General features: G+C 55.5%; 13 protein-coding genes. 9 read left to right on the forward strand and 4 right to left on the reverse strand.

All coding sequences use genetic code 11. The features are described 5' to 3' along the window. The 5 genes from ABJK56_RS10400 to ABJK56_RS10420 form a co-directional block, all read left to right on the forward strand. Positions 1-668: hypothetical protein (locus ABJK56_RS10400; protein WP_347244602.1), on the forward strand; the 668-nt coding region annotated here is incomplete at its 5' end. A 373-nt stretch (positions 669-1,041) separates the two neighbouring features. Then, positions 1,042-1,395 (forward strand): YbaB/EbfC family nucleoid-associated protein, encoded by a 354-nt coding sequence (locus ABJK56_RS10405; protein ID WP_347244603.1) that lies wholly within the window; start codon positions 1,042-1,044, stop codon positions 1,393-1,395. A 170-nt stretch (positions 1,396-1,565) separates the two neighbouring features. Next, positions 1,566-3,071, forward strand: coding sequence for a sulfatase (locus tag ABJK56_RS10410; protein WP_347244604.1), 1,506 nt, complete (start codon positions 1,566-1,568; stop codon positions 3,069-3,071). A gap of 66 nt (positions 3,072-3,137) precedes the next feature. Beyond that, entirely contained in the window at positions 3,138-5,246 is a 2,109-nt protein-coding gene (locus ABJK56_RS10415; protein ID WP_347244605.1) for a hypothetical protein, read from the forward strand. A 278-nt stretch (positions 5,247-5,524) separates the two neighbouring features. Beyond that, positions 5,525-5,851 (forward strand): hypothetical protein, encoded by a 327-nt coding sequence (locus tag ABJK56_RS10420; protein WP_347244606.1) that lies wholly within the window; start codon positions 5,525-5,527, stop codon positions 5,849-5,851. A gap of 270 nt (positions 5,852-6,121) precedes the next feature. On the opposite strand, the gene lpdA is transcribed toward ABJK56_RS10420, so the two are convergent. The 3 genes from lpdA to ABJK56_RS10435 all read right to left on the reverse strand — a co-directional run bounded on the left by lpdA (position 6,122) and on the right by ABJK56_RS10435 (position 10,575). Next, positions 6,122-7,552, reverse strand: coding sequence for a dihydrolipoyl dehydrogenase (gene lpdA, locus ABJK56_RS10425; RefSeq protein WP_347244607.1), 1,431 nt, complete (start codon positions 7,550-7,552; stop codon positions 6,122-6,124). A gap of 157 nt (positions 7,553-7,709) precedes the next feature. Next, positions 7,710-9,053, reverse strand: a complete 1,344-nt coding sequence (locus ABJK56_RS10430; RefSeq protein WP_347244608.1) for a dihydrolipoamide acetyltransferase family protein — start codon at positions 9,051-9,053, stop codon at positions 7,710-7,712. A 415-nt stretch (positions 9,054-9,468) separates the two neighbouring features. After that, positions 9,469-10,575: a Gfo/Idh/MocA family oxidoreductase gene (locus tag ABJK56_RS10435; protein ID WP_347244609.1), complete on the reverse strand. Its 1,107-nt coding sequence runs from the start codon at positions 10,573-10,575 to the stop codon at positions 9,469-9,471. Between the two features lie 288 nt (positions 10,576-10,863). On the opposite strand from ABJK56_RS10435, the gene ABJK56_RS10440 reads away from it, so the two are divergent. The 4 genes from ABJK56_RS10440 (at position 10,864) to ABJK56_RS10455 (ending at position 16,895) form a co-directional block, all read left to right on the forward strand. After that, the gene (locus ABJK56_RS10440; protein WP_347244610.1) at positions 10,864-12,237 is read left to right on the forward strand and encodes a Gfo/Idh/MocA family oxidoreductase; all 1,374 of its coding nucleotides are present in this window, start codon (positions 10,864-10,866) and stop codon (positions 12,235-12,237) included. A 259-nt stretch (positions 12,238-12,496) separates the two neighbouring features. Next, positions 12,497-13,945: a magnesium chelatase gene (locus ABJK56_RS10445; protein WP_347244611.1), complete on the forward strand. Its 1,449-nt coding sequence runs from the start codon at positions 12,497-12,499 to the stop codon at positions 13,943-13,945. Continuing rightward, entirely contained in the window at positions 13,932-15,632 is a 1,701-nt protein-coding gene (locus ABJK56_RS10450) for a hypothetical protein (protein WP_347244612.1), read from the forward strand. The genes ABJK56_RS10445 and ABJK56_RS10450 overlap by 14 nt, the downstream gene beginning before the upstream one ends. A gap of 111 nt (positions 15,633-15,743) precedes the next feature. Further along, positions 15,744-16,895, forward strand: coding sequence for a saccharopine dehydrogenase NADP-binding domain-containing protein (locus ABJK56_RS10455; protein ID WP_347244613.1), 1,152 nt, complete (start codon positions 15,744-15,746; stop codon positions 16,893-16,895). A gap of 226 nt (positions 16,896-17,121) precedes the next feature. Here the strand turns inward: ABJK56_RS10455 and ABJK56_RS10460 are convergent, their stop codons facing one another. After that, complete coding sequence (locus ABJK56_RS10460; protein ID WP_347244614.1) at positions 17,122-18,018, reverse strand: dihydroorotate dehydrogenase electron transfer subunit; 897 nt, start codon at positions 18,016-18,018, stop codon at positions 17,122-17,124. Positions 18,019-18,150: the final 132 nt, after the last annotated feature.

Raw genomic sequence — 18,150 nt, forward strand, 5'->3', positions numbered from 1 at the left:
CGGTTTCGCATCCATCTGCGTCCACTGAGGGCCCCGGAAGTGCCCATTTTCCTGCAGAATCTATTGGCACTTCGACGCAAGCCATCGAAAGCGTGAAAGAGGAGATCGCTCTCCAGCGGCAGAAAGCTTTCGGAGTTAATTCTGCGGAAAGAGAATCCGGAGAGCCAGGCCGGCATGTGATGCCGCTTACACCGGAGAACCTGGCGACCGTGTGGAAGCACGTTTACGAATCAGTGGGCGGAATGGTGGCGGAACATGCGAAGGCGTATCATAATCTTCGTCTCCAGGACGGCGGCAAACTCGTCGTGACATTTCGAAAAGATCACAAATTCTCGTGTGACTATTGCAGTCGTCCCGAAAACCAGGAGAAGTTCAGCCGAGCGCTCCGGGAAATCGTCGGACATCCTGTGAGCCTGGAATTCGCGGTGTCTGAGGAGGTAAGTGCTGAGGTCTCGTCCCGACCGTCTCTCGCAGGGGAACGTTCTCTCTTCGACGTTCTTCAGGAACCGATGATTCGTAAGACGGCGGAGATATTTGGGGCAAGACCGGTGGCCATCCTGCCGCCGACTAAAAAGACTGTCGATCAGCCTGCCGACACACCATTGGAATTGGAAGCCAGAGAACCTGGCGATTCCATGGATGATGAGAGCGATGATTTAGAAGATTGACTTGCGTGCTGACGCTCCAGCGTTGCAACGGCAGCACGGCCCAGGGGAAACGATGGGGAATCGCCCTCGTGTTGGTTGTAGGACCGTTCCTTTTCATCACAGTGAAAATGCAACCTGGGCCAAAAGTCTTCTCTGCCAAATAGGGGGTTTCGTCGGGTCTTTCTGAGTCATGTCATCGGGTAATGGATTTGCATAGCAAGAAGAGCCTGTATCGCGGGTGTTTCGCTTGCGGTTTTACGCTAAAATATTTGCAAGCGACCGAACGAGGATCATTCCGACAAGCGGTATCTGGCTAGGAGTATCAAACGAGGACGCGGTACCAGGAACTGCCTTGCCAGCACCGACGGAGAACAAAGTCAGGACGTTCTGAACCATGCTTAAGGAACTCGCACAACTGACTACCCTGCTGCGAAACGCAAAAGATATCAGCGAAAAACTCGAGGATGTCATTGCCCGGCTGAAGGAGGAGCGAATCGTGGGCAGCGCCGGCGGTGGCTTGGTAAAGGTGGAAGTCGATGGTCTGGCCGACCCCCGCCGTGTGACGATTGAACCGGCACTTCTTAAACCGGAGGACAAAGATTTGCTGGAAGAGCTCCTCGTGGGCGCCATGCGAGATGCTATCCAAAAGGCCCGAGAACGCCACGTCCAGCTTGTTACGGAGTTTACGGGTGGCTTGCCGCTGCCCGGCCTGGATGTGTTCTCGAAACTCCTCGGGACAACTGGGTGAATGCCGAGCCATTGAAGTTTCAAACGCGCTGGAGTTCCCCCCGCTATCGACTTGAAACGATTTCGGCGGACGTCTCAAAGCAGTCAAAATCCATTTGTCGAGCAATGCGAGGGAACGGAATCCTCGGTTATCGTTGTCGTTCGCTTCTTTGTGGACGGGGAGGTTTAGCCATGTCAAATCCAATCCGATGGGCGTGGATGATTGGGGGCCTCATTTTCCTCGTCAGTACGAGCCCGACCATTCTTGCCGGGCCCGCCACCGACGTGCCGCTGCCCAATTTCGTGATCATTTTTATGGACGACATGGGTTATGCTGATATCGGCCCGTTCGGTGCGGAGGGCTATGAGACACCCAACATCGACCGGATGGCTCGGGAGGGCCGCATTTTCACGGATTTCTACGTCTCGCAGGCGGTGTGTTCCGCCTCTCGCGCTAGCTTGATGACGGGATGTTACAACGTGCGAGTTGGGATTTTTGGAGCACTGGGGCCGGGAGCGCAAATCGGATTGAATCCTACGGAGGTCACCCTCGCGGAGATCGTGAAGCAAAAAGGGTATGCCACCAGTTGCATTGGTAAATGGCATCTCGGACATCACCCAAAGTTCTTGCCTCTCAACCACGGATTTGACGAATACTTCGGACTGCCCTATTCAAACGACATGTGGCCGTACCATCCGACGGCGGGAAAGAGTTTTCCAAACCTTCCGCTTATGGAAGGAGGTCGAGTGATTGACCCCGAGGTGACCCACGAAGATCAGAACATGTTAACCACCTGGTACACCGAGCATGCCGTAAGTTTTATCAAGAGGAACAAGGATCGTCCGTTCTTTCTTTACCTGGCCCATAGCATGGTGCACGTACCGCTTCACGTTTCGGACAAATTTCGCGGGAAAACTCAGCGCGGACTGTTCGGTGATGTGATGATGGAGGTAGATTGGTCAGTAGGGCAAATTTTGGATACCCTACGGGAATTGGATCTCGCCTCTCAAACTCTGGTTATCTTCACTTCGGATAATGGTCCGTGGCTGAGCTACGGCGACCATGCCGGCTCGGCAAAACCGCTTCGTGAGGGAAAGGGGACGATGTTCGATGGCGGCTGCCGGGTCTCATGTGTTATGTGGCAGCCGGGCACGGTACCCGCGGGTACTGTTTGCCGAGAACCTGTTATGACGATCGACATTTTGCCTACGATAGCCCATCGCATCAATGCACAACTTCCTCCACACAAAATTGACGGAAAAAACATCTGGCCGCTTATTGTCGGCGAACCCGGCGCAAAATCGCCCCACGAAGCACTCTATTTTTATTGGGGAGACGCTTTGCACGCTGTGCGGATGGGCAAATGGAAGCTCCACTTTCCGCACGACTATCAAACCCTGGGAGGACGTCCCGGCGGAAAAGGTGGAATGCCTGTGCCCTATGAAACGGCCCATATAGGATTGGCTCTCTTCGACATGGAGAAGGATCCCGGGGAAACGCAGGATGTGGCGGCAGAGCATCCAGACATTGTCGCGCAAATCGAAAAGCTGGCAGATGCCATGCGTAAGGAATTAGGCGATTCCGCGAGGAAGATGAAGCCACAAGCGGCACGTCCTGTAGGCCGACTGGAGGAAGGGGATCCGCGTTTTCACTGGAAACCGGGCCAGCCTCTCGACGTCGAGGCAAGTTACCCATAAACGCGTTCGCGTAATTGTCTATCCGGGACAGAGAACCCCAGTTCAGCACGGACACTATTTGGTGCTATGTCCAACCCTGCAAACCCGTCTTGGGATTCACAATCTTCGTTTAATCCATTTCAGGCCTGGTTGGGATTTCCACCGGGTCGGGTTCCTAACAATTACTACGCACTCTTCGGGATACCCCTGTTTGAACCCGACACCAAACTGATTGCGCAGCTAGCGGACAACATGCTTGCCCACGTGCGACAAATTCGTCCGGGCGAACATGCGGCCGAATGGACGGAGCTGCTTGATACAATTCGCAATGCCAAGGAATGGCTATGCGATCCTGAGAAGAAAAAAATTTACGACCAACAACTAGAAGCTGGGAACGTGACGTCACTCCACTTCGTATGGCCGATTGAAGCCAAAGACCTCGAGAAACCTTCACGCCCGTTGCCGAGCCAGGAATCAGGCCGAGCAGATGCCGCCAGAGTGCCCGAGCTGAGGCCGAGTTTTGCAAAAGACGCCGGAGAAAGAGTGTTGCCTGTGACGCACACATTCGCCCCAAGCGAGACGAGGCCCTTTTCCTTCACAAAATGGCTTTCCGTGGTGGGGCGTTTGGCAGCGATCGTCTTTCTGGTTCTGGCAATCGTGGTCACGTACCATACCTTGAGACCCCGTATGGGGTGGGTGACTTTGCTCTTAGCGAGCTCTTCAGGCGGTAACGATTCCACCTCAACAGAGCAACCGGCCCGGCTTTCTATGGCGATGCCACCAGACGAGGCCGAAAAATCTAATCCTCCTAAAAAGGGGGGCGTTCTCAGGCCGGACAAGTATCCACGAGAGTCCAGCACGCCCCCCACTCAATCGCCCGATAACACTCCTGCGGCTGGGACGGAAGAGAATGGAGTGCAAAAGCCGGATCTCTCGTCGCAGAATTCCTCAAGCTCTTCCGCTTCTCCACAGGCACCACCTGCAACCGAAAACAGTACATCCTCCAAACCGGTGAGTATGGAAAGCGAAGAATCGCTTCCGCAGAATCCGAGCGCAATTTCTAGCCAAACTGCGACCGGTCGTGCTCCGAATTCTGCGGATCGCCTACAGGCATCGGACGAGTCGGCGAATCCTCCGGGGTCGAATGATTTACCCGAAGAATTTCGTACGACACTGAACCAAGTCTGGGAGTCGCTGGCACAGCGCGATGTGGAGGGGGCACGGGCCGCGCTCAACCGACTGGCTTCGCAGGTGCGGTCGGATAGTCACCGCCGGGTTGTCGAGGCACTGGACCAACTCGTCCAAGACGTCGAGCAATTCTGGAAGGTCATGGCGGACGTCGTCGCTTCGCTGCAAAGCGCTGAGGAGATTGCCGTAGGAGATACCTACGTCATCGTGGTCGAGGCCACACGAGATTCACTGGTCCTTCGTGCTGCCGGGCAAAATCGTCGTTACGCCCTCCGTGACATTCCCACTATCCTGGTCGAAACCCTCGCCCGGCGTCGCCTCCAACCAGGGCCAGACAGCGACATCCTGTTAGCGGCATTCCTGGCCGTGGACCCTAAAGGTGATTTCACCGAAGCACAAAGGCTTCTGGAGCGTGCTCGCGCACAAGGTGGAGACGTCGAGTTGATCGCGGAGGCGCTTCGTTACAAGCCGAATGCTGGAAGCGGCGCTGGGCGGCTGCCCGTCCCAGCAAGTGGCGCAGAAGTGCTTGAAGCGGACAATTGGTTGGAACAACAGTTTGGGGCAAGAATCAAGCAAATTGGGGGAAGCGCCGATGCGCAGGCACTCGCGCGAGATCTGATGACGGCCGCCGAGAATTCTGCACTTGCCCCCGCCGTACGATATCGGCTGCTCCGAGAAGTTCTCCGCCTTGCCGAGACCTATGGACTGGCTGATGCTGGGATCAATGCCATTGACCGGCTCTCCAAAGTTTTTCAGATTGACTTCTGGATGGAAGTGGTTCACCTGGCGGAATCCTGGGCTGGGCACAGGTTTCGTCCCACAGAAAGTCAGAATATTGCCAAAATCCTGCTTCCTCTTGTGAATCGCGCTCTCCGAGAAAACTGCCAGAATGAAGCCCGAAGGCTGGCCCAGGCCGGTTTGGTTCTGGCAAGACAATCGAGCAACATAGGCCTCATCCGGCAGTATTTGAGTATCCTCGAGCAACTCCCCGGCGAGAAAGCCCCATAGTTCTGTCCTGGAGATTCCCTAACGACAGATCATTGCGGCCGCGCCCACTGTACCTGGATCAAAGAGAGATTTGCAATAAGAAGCGACGTTGATCATAATGAGACTGATGGGCGTCGGTACGCATTTGAGCGCTTAGAGTACGTCTCTCGTCGATCGCGAACCTCATCTCGGTGAGACACCTCCTATTGTAAGGTACGTCGACGGCGCTACGTCCATAGGAATGAAACATCCCAACGTCGTTTCTGATCCAGCGTCCAAACGCGGTGGGGGTTGTCGCCATGACTTTTGAGAGCTACGATAATCCGCAGAGGAAGTTAACGCTTAAGGAAAAGGAGGAGCGACGGATGGCGCACGGATTGTATTTCATTCAGGGATGTCCAACATGCGGACGTCGGGTGCAAGTCCGCATGGACTATCTCGGCAAGTACGTCACGTGCCATCACTGTGGTGCGGCGTTCCAGGCAGACGGTGGTGCAAAGACAGGCGACGGAGCGTCGAGAAACGGCGAGCAGGCGGACTCGCTCAGTCAAGCTCATCTGGTCCATTCCCGATGGAAGCCTGCCAACGCGGTCACCTGGCCTTTCGGCCCCGAAATGGACGTGTGATCGACCCGTAGATTCGGCCCTTCAGCGACTCACCATAGTCACTGTGGTTGGGCTTCTCCGGGGCGTGTGATGGCCAATCACGCTTCAAGATTCGTGACATCACTGCCAGCACGAGCCGCTGATGGCCTGCGGTATATTTCCCGCCGTCGTCCAAAGTGCCCTCGTTCTGTGATCCAGTATAGTGTATCGAGTGCGCCGTTTGGCACGATTCTGGCACACGTGCCGTGGCTTTCCACATGTTTCTGACCGTGACTGCCTAATTTTGGACAATCACTGTGAACCTTTTGACGCTCGCGGGCGGTAAATGTCGGTGGCTGTTCCGAGGAACACCTCGGCCGCAAAGCTGAGCGTTTCGCATAAAGTAGGATGGGGATGAATTGTTTCAGCGACGTCGCGAACGGAGGCCCCCATTTCCACGGCCAAAGTGGCCTCTCCGATGAGGTCTCCCGCGTTAGGGCCGACGATTCCACACCCCAAGACGCGTTCCGAGACTGGGTCCACCAACCATTTGGTCAGGCCCTCTGTTCGGCCAACCGATTGAGCTCGACCACTGGCCGCCCAAGGAAACGCGGCGACCTCGTACGCAATTCCTTTTTGTTTAGCCTCGGTTTCGGTCAAGCCGGTCCAGGCAATTTCAGGATCGGTGAAAACAACTGCCGGAATGGCTCGAGGTTCAAAGACCGCGGCAGAATGCCCCGCGAGCGCCTCGACGGCAACTTTTCCTTCATGAGCTGCTTTGTGGGCAAGCATTGGTTGACCGACAATGTCTCCTATGGCTGAGATACTGGGGTCACTGGTCCTCAATTGGCGGTCAACCGCAATAAATCCGTGTTCGTCAACGTGGACTTTCGTGTTTTCCAGCCCAATTTGATCGCTGTTGGGCCGTCGTCCCACAGCCACAAGTACTCGTTCAAACGTGCTTGTTTTCTGCACATCACCTTCAAACGCGGCTTCAATACCGTCAGGTACTGGCTTGAGTCGAGCAACTTTCGTTTTCAGATAAATGGCCTCAAACAACAATTCAAGGCGCTTGGCGAGCGGTCGAACGAGATCACGATCGGCACCAGGAAGCAGTCCCTCCGTCAACTCAACCACCGTTACACGGCTGCCCAGCGCCGCGTACACCGCTCCCATTTCCAGACCGATGTACCCACCGCCGACCACGAGGAGCGATTTTGGAACCGCCGCAAGCTCGAGAGCAGCGGTTGAATCCATAACCAATGGGCTATCAACTTGAAATACGCTGGGAATCGCCGGCCGAGAACCTGCCGCAATAATACAGTGCTCGAATCTCAATTCCGGCTCAGGAGGTGTATTCCCGTTGACGGGATGTAGCTCCAATGTATGAGAATCCTTGAACCTCGCCCGGGCTTGAATCACCTCGACTTTTCGCTTCTTGGCCAGTTGAGCCAGTCCGGAAGTCAGAGTCGTCAGGACCTGCTCCTTACGGGCCCGTAGCTTTTGAATATCGATTTTCGGAGATCCATAATCGACGCCCCACTCCTTAAGCTCGTGAACTTCCTGCATGGCCCTGGCAACATGCAGAAGTGCCTTGGACGGGATACAACCGCGCAGCAGGCACACTCCTCCCAGTCGAGACTCCTGATCGACAATGGTCACCTGCAAGCCAAGATCTGCTGCCAAAAACGCTGCTGCGTATCCGCCCGGCCCTCCCCCCAGTACTACAAGTTGACGATCCATGGATGACAATTCTCCTTCTGCTCTCTATCCCAGCGATACTCTTCGCCCTTGAGAATGACTCCGCACTTTAAAAAAGACCGTCCCCTGCTTTTGCGGTACCCTCGAAGTCTCGGGCCTTTCACGGTCGGCCGCCAGTGGGATGATCTCCACTGATCACTCAGCTCACAAGCAACAATTTTCCTGGCGATTGCAGCCAATCGATGACTTCGTTCAAGAATCGGGCCGCCGTTGCACCATCCACCAAACGATGGTCGTAAGAAAGGCTCAGCGGCATCATATAGCGGGGAACGATCTGGCCATCGCGGACCACGGGCATCCACCGGGAACGCCCGACCAAGAGGATGGCCACTTCTGGATAATTGATGATCGGCGTGCTATACGTTCCTCCGACGGCCCCCAGGTTACTGATGGTAAACGTACCTCCACGCAGGTCGTCCACGGTAAAGTCCACATTCCGCGCTTTCTGGGCCACTGTGGCGAGGGCTCGGGCAAGCTCCGGAATCGACAATTTGTCTGCATTACGGACCACGGGCACGACCAGCCCTCGTGGAGTGTCTACAGCGATTCCCAAATTGACATATTCTTTGTAGATGACTTGTTCGTTCTGTTCGTCGATCGACGCGTTCAAAAGCGGATGATGCCGCAGGGCGATGGCCACCGCCCGCATAACGAACGGCATCATCGTCAATTTAATTCCTGGCCCAACGAAATCGGGCGGTACAGACTTTCGGAGATTCTCCAGGTCTGTCACATCTGCGTCGTCGAAATTGGTCACGCGTGGAATGGTGGTCCACGACTTTGTCATCTGCGCCGCAATGGTCTTGCGGATTTTGCTCATCTTTTCCCGCCGGATACTGCCCCAGTTGTCGCGATCTGGTTCCCCCGGCGGGACCACAGGACTGGGCACGCCTACACTCACACGAGCAGCAACCAGCCCTCCGGCGGCTTTTTGAACGTCTTCGGGAGTGATACGCCCAAATCGCCCGGTGCCCGTAACCGTCCGCAAATCTATGCCCAGCTCGCGTGCCAGTCGCCGAACTGCGGGCCCTGCCGGTATGGGCTCGGTTGAGGATCGTCCATCATTAGCCGGTCGCTCGGCACTCACCGGAGATTCGCTCGGAGCCGGTGCAACTTCAGCAGGAGGTGAAACTGCAGGTTGTGCTTCCTTGCCAGTAACCTTTGGTTCGGTAACAGGAACTGGTTTCGGCGCTTGTGCAGATTCTCCCGCCGGCGGTCCCGAGGTCGCCGGCCCCGCAGCGGCCCCTTCCTCTTCAACGATCAGGATCGTTTGACCAACCTTGACGGTGTCTCCCTTTTTGACCAGCACCTTGCTGATTTTCCCCGCGTAGGGACAGGGAATCTCCACCACCGCTTTGTCGGTTTCCAATTCCACCACCGGCTGGTTGCCGATAATGGTGTCTCCCTCCTTGACCAGTACATTGACGATATCGCCAGAGGATACGTTTTCACCAAGATTGGGAACTTTAAACTCCACTGTCATTGCAATTTCCCTTGCATGTTCGGATAGTTCCTGTTTTGCTGAAAGCTTGTTTCAAAGGCTGCCGCGAGCCAAAACCAGTTCTCGCTCAGGTCTTTGGCAGACATTTCGCTCCAGTCAATCGGCGGATGCCTGTCATTTCGCACTGATCAAATTACTCAATTATAAGCCAGTCAGCCAAGACCGTCTTTCGAGAGCGGTTTGTCCAATGAGCCCACCAATTCCGCGGTAGCGCTTTAATCTGCCACCTCGATCGTGGTAACGGAGCCTCGGGCCGCGATTGGCTCGCGCGGCGGCTTACTCAAAACGCCCGCATTCAGGAAAACTGCGTATTTTCGGACAATAGGGGCAATTTCCAGCGCTGCCGCCAGCGGCTCTGTAAACTCCAGCCCCTTTCTCAGGATTTGCGAATCAATCCCTAGGAAGCCCGCCGGAGATTGCAAACGCCCACCTTGCGGGCCTGAAGGTCCGGATCTTTCTCTAGCGGAAGTGTCACTACCCGTCCTTCTTCCGCAGCTTTGTACACGGCGAGGATGATCTCCACGGATCGCCGCCCTTCGTAACCGTCGATGAGTGGCCGCGTACCCTCCCGAATGGCTTTGGCCACATCCGTGAATTGCCGCGCGTGACCGTGATGTCCGATCGCCGCTGGATCAGAAGCCCCACCACCCCCGCTGACCCGGGCCGCCATCTTTTCCCTGACGATTTGATCGTCAGGATGTTCCTCGGCAAAATCCCATTTGATGATGTCTTCTTCTTCCATAACCGCCGAACCGCGGTTGCCATGAATCTCAATTCTCTTCAGGTAGCCGGGATACGCGGCGGTGGTCGCCTCGAGCACTCCCAGGGCACCATTTTTAAAACGCAGGACGGCAACCGCAACATCCTCGACTTCGATTCTCTCATGGGCCAGCAGGGCTGTGGCAGCCTGAATCTCGCTAACCGGTCCCATGAGCCACGCCAAAAGATCCACGCTGTGAATGGCTTGGTTCATCAACGCGCCACCCCCATCGAGCTGCCACGTCCCGCGCCAGGCCCCGCTGTCGTAGTACTGCTGCGTTCGCCACCATTTGACGTAAGCATCTCCCAGGGTTAGTCGCCCGAAGCGCTGCTGATCGATGGCTCGTTTCAGTAGCTGACTTGAGTCGTGAAATCGAGAAGGAAAGATTGTGGAGAGAACCACTTTGGCCTCTTCGCATGCGCGAATGATCGCATCGCAACGCTCCAGCGTGATTTCGAGGGGTTTTTCGACGATCACGTGTTTTCCAGCCCGAGCCGCCGCCACTGCCGGCTCCATGTGCGCACCGCTCGGAGTAGCCACAGTCACCACGTGCAAGTCAGGGTCAGCCAGGAACGCGTCCAAATCTTGGTAGGCTTTGCAACCGAATTCACTTGCCAGCCGCTCCGCCGACTCCTTGACGACATCATAACACGCCACGAGCCGGGCATCCGGAACCTCACGAATAGCCCGCGCGTGGAACTTGGAAATCAAACCGCAACCAATAATTCCAAAACCTAGCGTCATACTTGGGCACTCCGTGTTGTGAGCTTCTTCTTCGACCGCTGACCTGATTTCCCACATGCCCCTCCAGACAGCGCTGTCCTCCCCCGAATTGCCGATTATATAAGGTGCACAAGGAGGGTGAAAGCAGCGCAAAGGGGGTTTCACTCACGGCACAATTAAACGAAACACGCGGCCTCGGGGCGCTAAAAAACCCTGGAGGAACTTGACACACTCAGACGGCTGATCAAGATGGAAGCGGCGTCACTATCGAAAATATTGAAAAACCTTTGTTTCCCAGGAGTAAATCCGATGCCGAGCAACTCTCAATGCAACTCCGAGTTCAAGGGTCGGGACAGCCGCAATCATCGCCGTTTATCCCGTCGGGCCTTCATGGGGTGTTCAGTGAGCCTTGCAAGCTCTTTGCTATCTCGCGCCGTTCACGCGGCGGAACCTCCAGAACGAAAGATTCGCATCGGAATAGCAGGCGGCCGATTCGGTGCCACATTTTACTGGCATGAACATCCGCAGTGTATTGTCGCAGCGGTGACCGATCTCCGTCCAGAACGACGGGCTTACCTTCAAAAAGTCTACCGCTGCGATCGCGCTTACGAGTCCTTGGAAGTGATGCTTAAGGAGGCGAAGGATCTGGACGCCGTGGGTATTTTCACAGAGGCGCCCAACCACGTCCCGCACTGTTTGAAAGCCCTCCGCGCTGGTAAGCACGTGATCTGCGCCGTTCCCGCGGCCATGACTTTGGAAGAATGCGCCGAATTGATTAATTGCGTAGAAAGAACTGGGTTGACTTACATGATGGCCGAAACAAGCTACTGGCAGCAACACACCATTTCGGCCCGGCGCTTTTATCAGGAAGGCAAATTCGGCGAGATCTATGCCGCCTATTCGATGTACCGTCATCCAGGGTTAGAGTCCCTTTGGTTTGAGGATGGACGCCCAACGTGGCGGCACGGCTTTCCACCCATGCACTATCCAACGCATTGTACGGCTCATCTGATCGGAGTAACCGGGGAACGGCTGACAGCCGTTTCCTGCACAGGATGGGGAGACGACTCACCCCTTCTCCGCGGGAATCCCTATCGAAATCCTTTCTGGAATGAGACGGCGGAATTCACGACAGATCGGGGGCACTCGTTCCGCGTGGAAGTTTGGTGGCTGGGGGCCCATCTCGGTTGCGAACGCGCGGAGTGGTACGGCACCAAAATGAGTTTTCTTTGCGATAATCGTCTGGGAACTCAGGCCACCCTCATTTTCGCCGGAGACCAGAAGGAAACCGATAGCGGGGGATTCGTCAGGTCAGCCGCCAAAACGGAGGCTTACCCGATCCCCAAGTGGTGGGCGACAGACATGCTTCCCGAACCGTTGCGTCACGATTCCGGTCACGAGGGTTCCCACACCTTCATCACCCACGAGTTCGTCGACTCTCTCATCCATGAGAGATTGCCCGCTGTTGACGTTTATGAAGCTGTAGCTTATACCGCGCCCGGAATCGTGGCTCATCAATCAGCTCTGCGCGGTGGGGAGCGAATGTCGATACCCGATTTTGGACGGGCTAAAGCTCGTACCTCCAGGGATACCAAAGAATCGAGTGAGTGCCAGCCGGCGATGCCGCAAAGGTCCCGACCTCACCATCATCCCATTTTCCGAAAGCTTTTGGGACACCGGTGAGACGGCAGTTAACCCCATCAACCCCTGGAGGCGGGCCAAGTTGGTCACGCCGGACACGAATGACCTCGACTCCTGCGGGCCTGCGAGGCACCGAGCGATCACTTGCTTCCCAGGAGTGGACACAGCGTTTGGCGCTTGGCCGATTGACAGCCCGCGCTAAAATGAAGTGAAGCTGAGGGGCGGTCGTCCCCGCTCGTTCCCGGAAAAGCGACAGGACGGCGGCTGCAGGCTTCCCAGCCACGCCATCGAAGGAGGTGTCATGGTTTTAAGTGAGGGGAAGGTGTCGATGGAGCCCACAGTGCCGCGCGCTCGTACGCTCAAAGAACTTCGAGAAAGCGGCTGGGTCTCACGCTCTGTTAAAGAAGAAATCAGGGAAAACTTTATTCGCGCCCTGGAAAGAGGTGAAGAACTTTTCCCCGGCATCATCGGTTACGACGACACGGTGATTCCTGAGATTAGTCTGGCCATCCTTTCGGGCCATGACATGCTTTTCCTGGGTGAGAAAGGTCAGGCCAAGAGCCGTCTCATGCGGTTGATCACCCGGTTCCTCGATCCTTGGCTACCTTATCTGGACATCCCGGACGTCCCGGTTCACGAGGACCCTTATCGCCCGATCACGCGGCGTGCAAAAGAATTCCTTGCGACAACTCCCGAGGATGAAGTGCCCATTGCCTGGTGGCCACGGGAGCAACGCTACGCCGAGCGGCTGGCACCGGGCACGAAATTCGCCGACATCATCGGTGAGATCGATCCCGCAAGGCTCGCGGGCGGGGTCAGTATGTCCGCAGAGGAGGCTTTGTTCTTTGGTTTAATTCCGCGAATGCACCGCGGGATTTTTGCGGTCAACGAGCTGCCCGAGCTAGATGAATTGGTGCAAGTCGGGCTGTTCAACATTCTGGAAGAGCGCGATGTGCAGATTCGCGGTTATCCGGTCCGTTTTGACCTCGATATTTTGATCCTGTTTTCCGCCAACCCGGCCACGTATAACCGCAGCGGTAAAGTCATCCCACAGTTAAAAGACCGGATCGGTTCTGTTATTCACACACACTATCCGCGGGACCGCCACATTGCTATTCAGATCACCGAGCAAGAAGCCAAAATTCCACTTGATGGTGACTATCCCGTCGTCGTGCCATATTTTATGAAAGAGATTATAGAGCAGATCAGCATTGTGGCGCGTCGTTCTAAATATATCGATCAGCAATCAGGCGTCAGCGCCCGGCTGAGTATCGCCAATTATCGAACCATGGTCGCCAGTGCCCGACGACGCGCCATCATACTCGGCGAAAAACCCGCGGTTCCTCGCATCAGCGACCTGGGGCATCTCAACTCTTCGGCCCTGGGAAAGCTTGAGCTGGACTTGATGGCGGGGCATCAGATGAACGACAAGCAGGTGCTGGATGCGATCGTCGCGGAAGCGATTCGGGATGTGTTCCAGGAATACGTCGAAGAGCATGGTCTGGCCGAAATTGCCGAAATTTTCGGTCGTGGGGTGAAGATCGAGGTGGGCGATCTCCTTCCGTCAAGCTACTACGCTGAGCGAGTGAAACGCGTGCCACCCGTGTGGGAAAAGGCGTTCGAATTAAATGTATCGCAGGATCCAGCCGTTCGTGCCTCGTGTGTGGAATTTATTCTCGCTGGACTTTATGTAACTGACCGAATTTCCCGCGCTGAATATCGTGGAAAGATCGTCTATGAAATCCCCTAATCGCTACGGTGGGGTCATCCACGTTTATCAAAAGTATAACCCTATTCGCTTTCCCAGCCCAACCCGCGGGATGCCCGACATGCTGTCGGCTGCCATGAACCACATGCTCACGTTCGGGTCGTTGCGGGAACTCACAGAGGAGGAGCTAGCGCAAGCGGTGGAACTTGACCCGAGTATGATCGCGGGATTGGGACCATCTCTTCAGTCGCTCATCGAAATGCTGCGGCAGCGCAAAGCCAAGATCCTGGCGACTTATGAGGTGGAAACTGTCCACGCCGAGGCCGCCCGACGTTACCGTGAATTTGGCCAGCAACTCCAGCCGCCAGAGCGATTAGCAAAACGCTACGAAAGAGCTTTCCGGGAAGAACACATTTTCGAGTTGGAACGGCTCTGGTATCTCGCTGAAAACGAAAACAGCGAATTCGCTCGAAAGATTCTTCACCTGGTTCAACGATTGGGAGACAAATACCTGATTGACGAACTTGCGGCGAAATATCATTTCACCGGTGACCGATCAATGACGATTCCCGAAGCCCTCGAGATCAAAGATCTCCTGGAAACCATCGATCGACTTCTCGAACAACTAGAGGAAGCAGCGAAGAATGCGCGTCTGGCCGTCATCGATCTGGAGGCCCTTCGGCGCTTCGTGGAAGAGGAGGATATTCAGCGGCTTCGGGGATTCATGCGGCAAATTGAGGATCTCATTCGAGAACTGGCAGAAAGGCAAGGTTTGGAACAGACGCGGAACGGATATCGGCTGACCCCCAAAGCTTATCGACTCTTTCAGGGCCGCCTTCTGGAAAGAATCTTCAGCCAGCTCCAGGCGGCGCGAAGTGGTCGACATACTGGCCCGATTGTCGGTGAGGGCAACATTGAATTGCCGCAAACCAAGTCATACGAATTTGGCGATTCCCTGGCCCATATGGACATCCCAGCGACCATGATCAATGCGCTGGTGCGTCAGGGGCCGGGGCTGCCAGTGAAACTCCTTTCCGAAGACATCGTGATTCACAAGACCCGCAATGTGCCGAAATGTGCTACGGTCGTGCTACTCGACATGAGCGGCTCAATGCGCTACGGCGGGTTATATGTGGACGTCAAGAGAATGGGATTGGCGCTGGACGGCCTGATCCGAAAAGAATATCCGGGGGACTACCTCGAATTCGTAGAGATCTACACTTTCGCTCGACGGGTCCACCCCAGCGAAATTCCAACCCTTATGCCTAAATTGGTCAGCCTTTCCGATCCAGTGGTACGCCTCCGGGCGGACATGAGTGATCCTCGCATCACGGAAATGGATGTCCCCTGGCACTTCACGAACATCCAGCGTGGTCTTCAACTTGCGCGCCAGTTGCTATCCGTTCAGGACACGCCCAATCGACAAATCATCCTTATCACCGACGGTTTGCCCACGGCCCACTTTGAAGGCCCCTACCTTTACCTCATGTATCCACCCCATGACCGCACAGAGCAGGCCACACTCCGCGAAGGTCTTCTGTGCGCTCGGGAGGGTATCACCATCAACCTTTTCCTTCTACCGGGCTGGAGCCAGTCGAGCGAAGATATTCGCTTCGCCTACAAGCTGGCAGAGGCCACTCGAGGTCGTGTCTTTTTCACGGCCGGTAAGGAGCTCGATCGATATGTGGTGTGGGACTACTTGCGTCGCCGCAGAGAGATTATAAGCTAAAAGTTCCCGTACCACGTGATCACACTAATCTCCGCCAGCCAAGGTGAGAATTGGCAGACGGAATAATGTGACCAGAAAGTTCGGTAAATTGGTTATTTTGAGACCGCATACATGTTCCCTGCCACAAAGTGGATGATTTACGGCGCGACAGGTTATACCGGTCAGCGCATAGCATCGGAAGCGGTCAAACGCGGGCTGCGCCCCATCCTTGCCGGCCGAAACCTGTCACGACTCGCGAGCCTCGGTCAGCAACTGGAATGCCCGACGAGGGTTTTCGATCTCAGTTCTGTGGAACGCGTTTTGCCTAACATCGGTGATTGCAAGTGCGTTCTGAATTGCGCCGGCCCATTTGCAGAAACTGCTTCCTCCCTGGTGTCAGCGTGCTTGCGCACAGGCTGTCACTACCTCGACATCACGGGCGAGATCGACGTTATTGAACATATCGCAGCCCGACATGAGGAGGCTGTTTGTCGGGACGTTGCGCTCATTCCGGCTGTTGGCTTCGACGTCGTGCCAACCGATACCCTGGCGGTTCATTTGAAAAAGGCCATGCCCGAGGCAGAGACGCTGCTGCTGGCGTTCACCAGCACGGGTTCCCTCAGCCCCGGAACAGCAAAAACAATGTGGCAGGTTATTCAAAAGGGTGGCCGAATTCGCAAAAATGGCCGCTTACGTTCAGTCCCTTTGGCCTGGAAGTGTCGTCGAATTCCGTTTCCCTCTGGCAGACGCTGGGCGGCTCTTGTTCCCTGGGGTGATGTAGCCAGTGCGTGGTATTCCACGGGAATCCCCAACATCGAGGTTTATCTTGCGATGCCACGCTCGGCCATCGCCCTTCTTAAACTTGCCCAACCAATGATTGCCAGACTCGCCTCGGCCAGCAGCGGAGCGAATGTCGAAAAAATCATTCGAGCCATCCTTCGCCTGCCCCCAGCCGGGGTCGGTGACGGTGTCGATACTCTCAGAAGTCCCCAGGGCGCATTGCTCAGGCACGTCGAACTGTGGGGGTGTGTCCTTGATCCCCAAAGACACTCGATCACCGGCACGATGATGACGCCGGACGGCTACGACTTCACCGTGGTTGCGGCTTTGGCCGCAGTAGAACGCGTCCTCAAAGAAGAGGTCGCTCCCGGCTTTGCCACCCCAACCCAGGCCTTCGGCACGGACTTTGCATTGGACCTTCCCGGCGTCACGCTCAGCCTGGAAGAATCACCTAACCGAAGATCTCTCGAAGTGCAATGCGAAGTCACCGACGTGAGGATGTAAATGCTGTCCCTGATTGTCACAAAAAAGGAATAGCCTGATTCTTGATGAGTTACGAACTCCTCAAGCTATATTATCAGTCAAAACGCAGCAATTGGTAGCGACTGAACTGCCACCACAGAATCCCGTTTATTGGTTGTTATTTGCTGCCCTGGTCGAATCAATCAGGATTTCCGAAAATGAACCCCCTGTCCCTATGGGGCTTTTTCGCTTAGGCCAAATATCGTCATCAATCGAATACAAGCCGGCGTGCATCGAATACAGGTCCTTCAATGCATGCGCGATGATAGTCCCAGTGCTTAGGGTCAACCTCGTCTTTTACACGCACCACACAACTATAGCACAACCCAAGTCCGCATGCCATCGGTGTTTCCAGCGATAAGTAGCAGGGAACGCCCTGGCCGAGGCAAATATGTGCCACTGCCTTCATGAGGGCTTCGGGACCACAACAGTACACGGCCGTTTCGTGCCGATTGAGCTTTGCAAGTTCTTCCAACAAAAGCTCACTCGCTAGCCCCTGTTTCCCGGTTGAACCGTCATCGCTGATCGTTTGTACTTCTATCCCGACGTCTTTAAAGCGGTGAAGGTCATTAGGGAGTAACTCCGCGGTACGCACTCCGAACAGGAGCTGGGCCCGCTTGACCGCTCGCACCTGACGGGGTGGAGAACCATATCGTGCATGACCCATCGCTTCGCGTCCAACAGCCATGAAAGGCGTATAGCCAATTCCTCCCGCCACCATTAAAAGAACAGGATAGGACGGAGGCGGAAAACCATTTCCCAACGGCCCCCATATTTCCAAATAGTCACCTGTCGGCCACCTGGCCAGCAATTTAGTCATTTTCCCTACAGAGGAATAAACAATCTCCAGTCCAGACGCGTCTCCGTGCTCTGCATCGGTGAATACATCGAACAGCGCAAAAGCCCGTCCTAACAGCGGGTCATAGTGATTCGGCAGCCGCAACATGACGAACTGCCCCGGCACGACCCCTCTGGCAATCGGCGGACACACCAGCCGTAACCTGAACAGGTCGCGTCCGATTGGCTCATTCTCGATAACCGTTGCTTTGCCGAACCAAATTTCTCGGTCCCCTGGCTCTGTTAAAAGGCGCCACCTATCGTCCATTAGAAGAGCTCGCCTGTAAAATGTCCGAGTATTGCAAACCCGCCGCCTGAAATACGGCGTAAATCGTCCATTGTTCTGTCATACTCACGTTCGTTTCTTAGGAGCACCGCCGGTTAGCCGGGAAGCCAACCC

This window comes from Thermogutta sp., assembly GCF_039793925.1.
Classification (GTDB): Bacteria; Planctomycetota; Planctomycetia; order Pirellulales; family Thermoguttaceae; genus Thermogutta.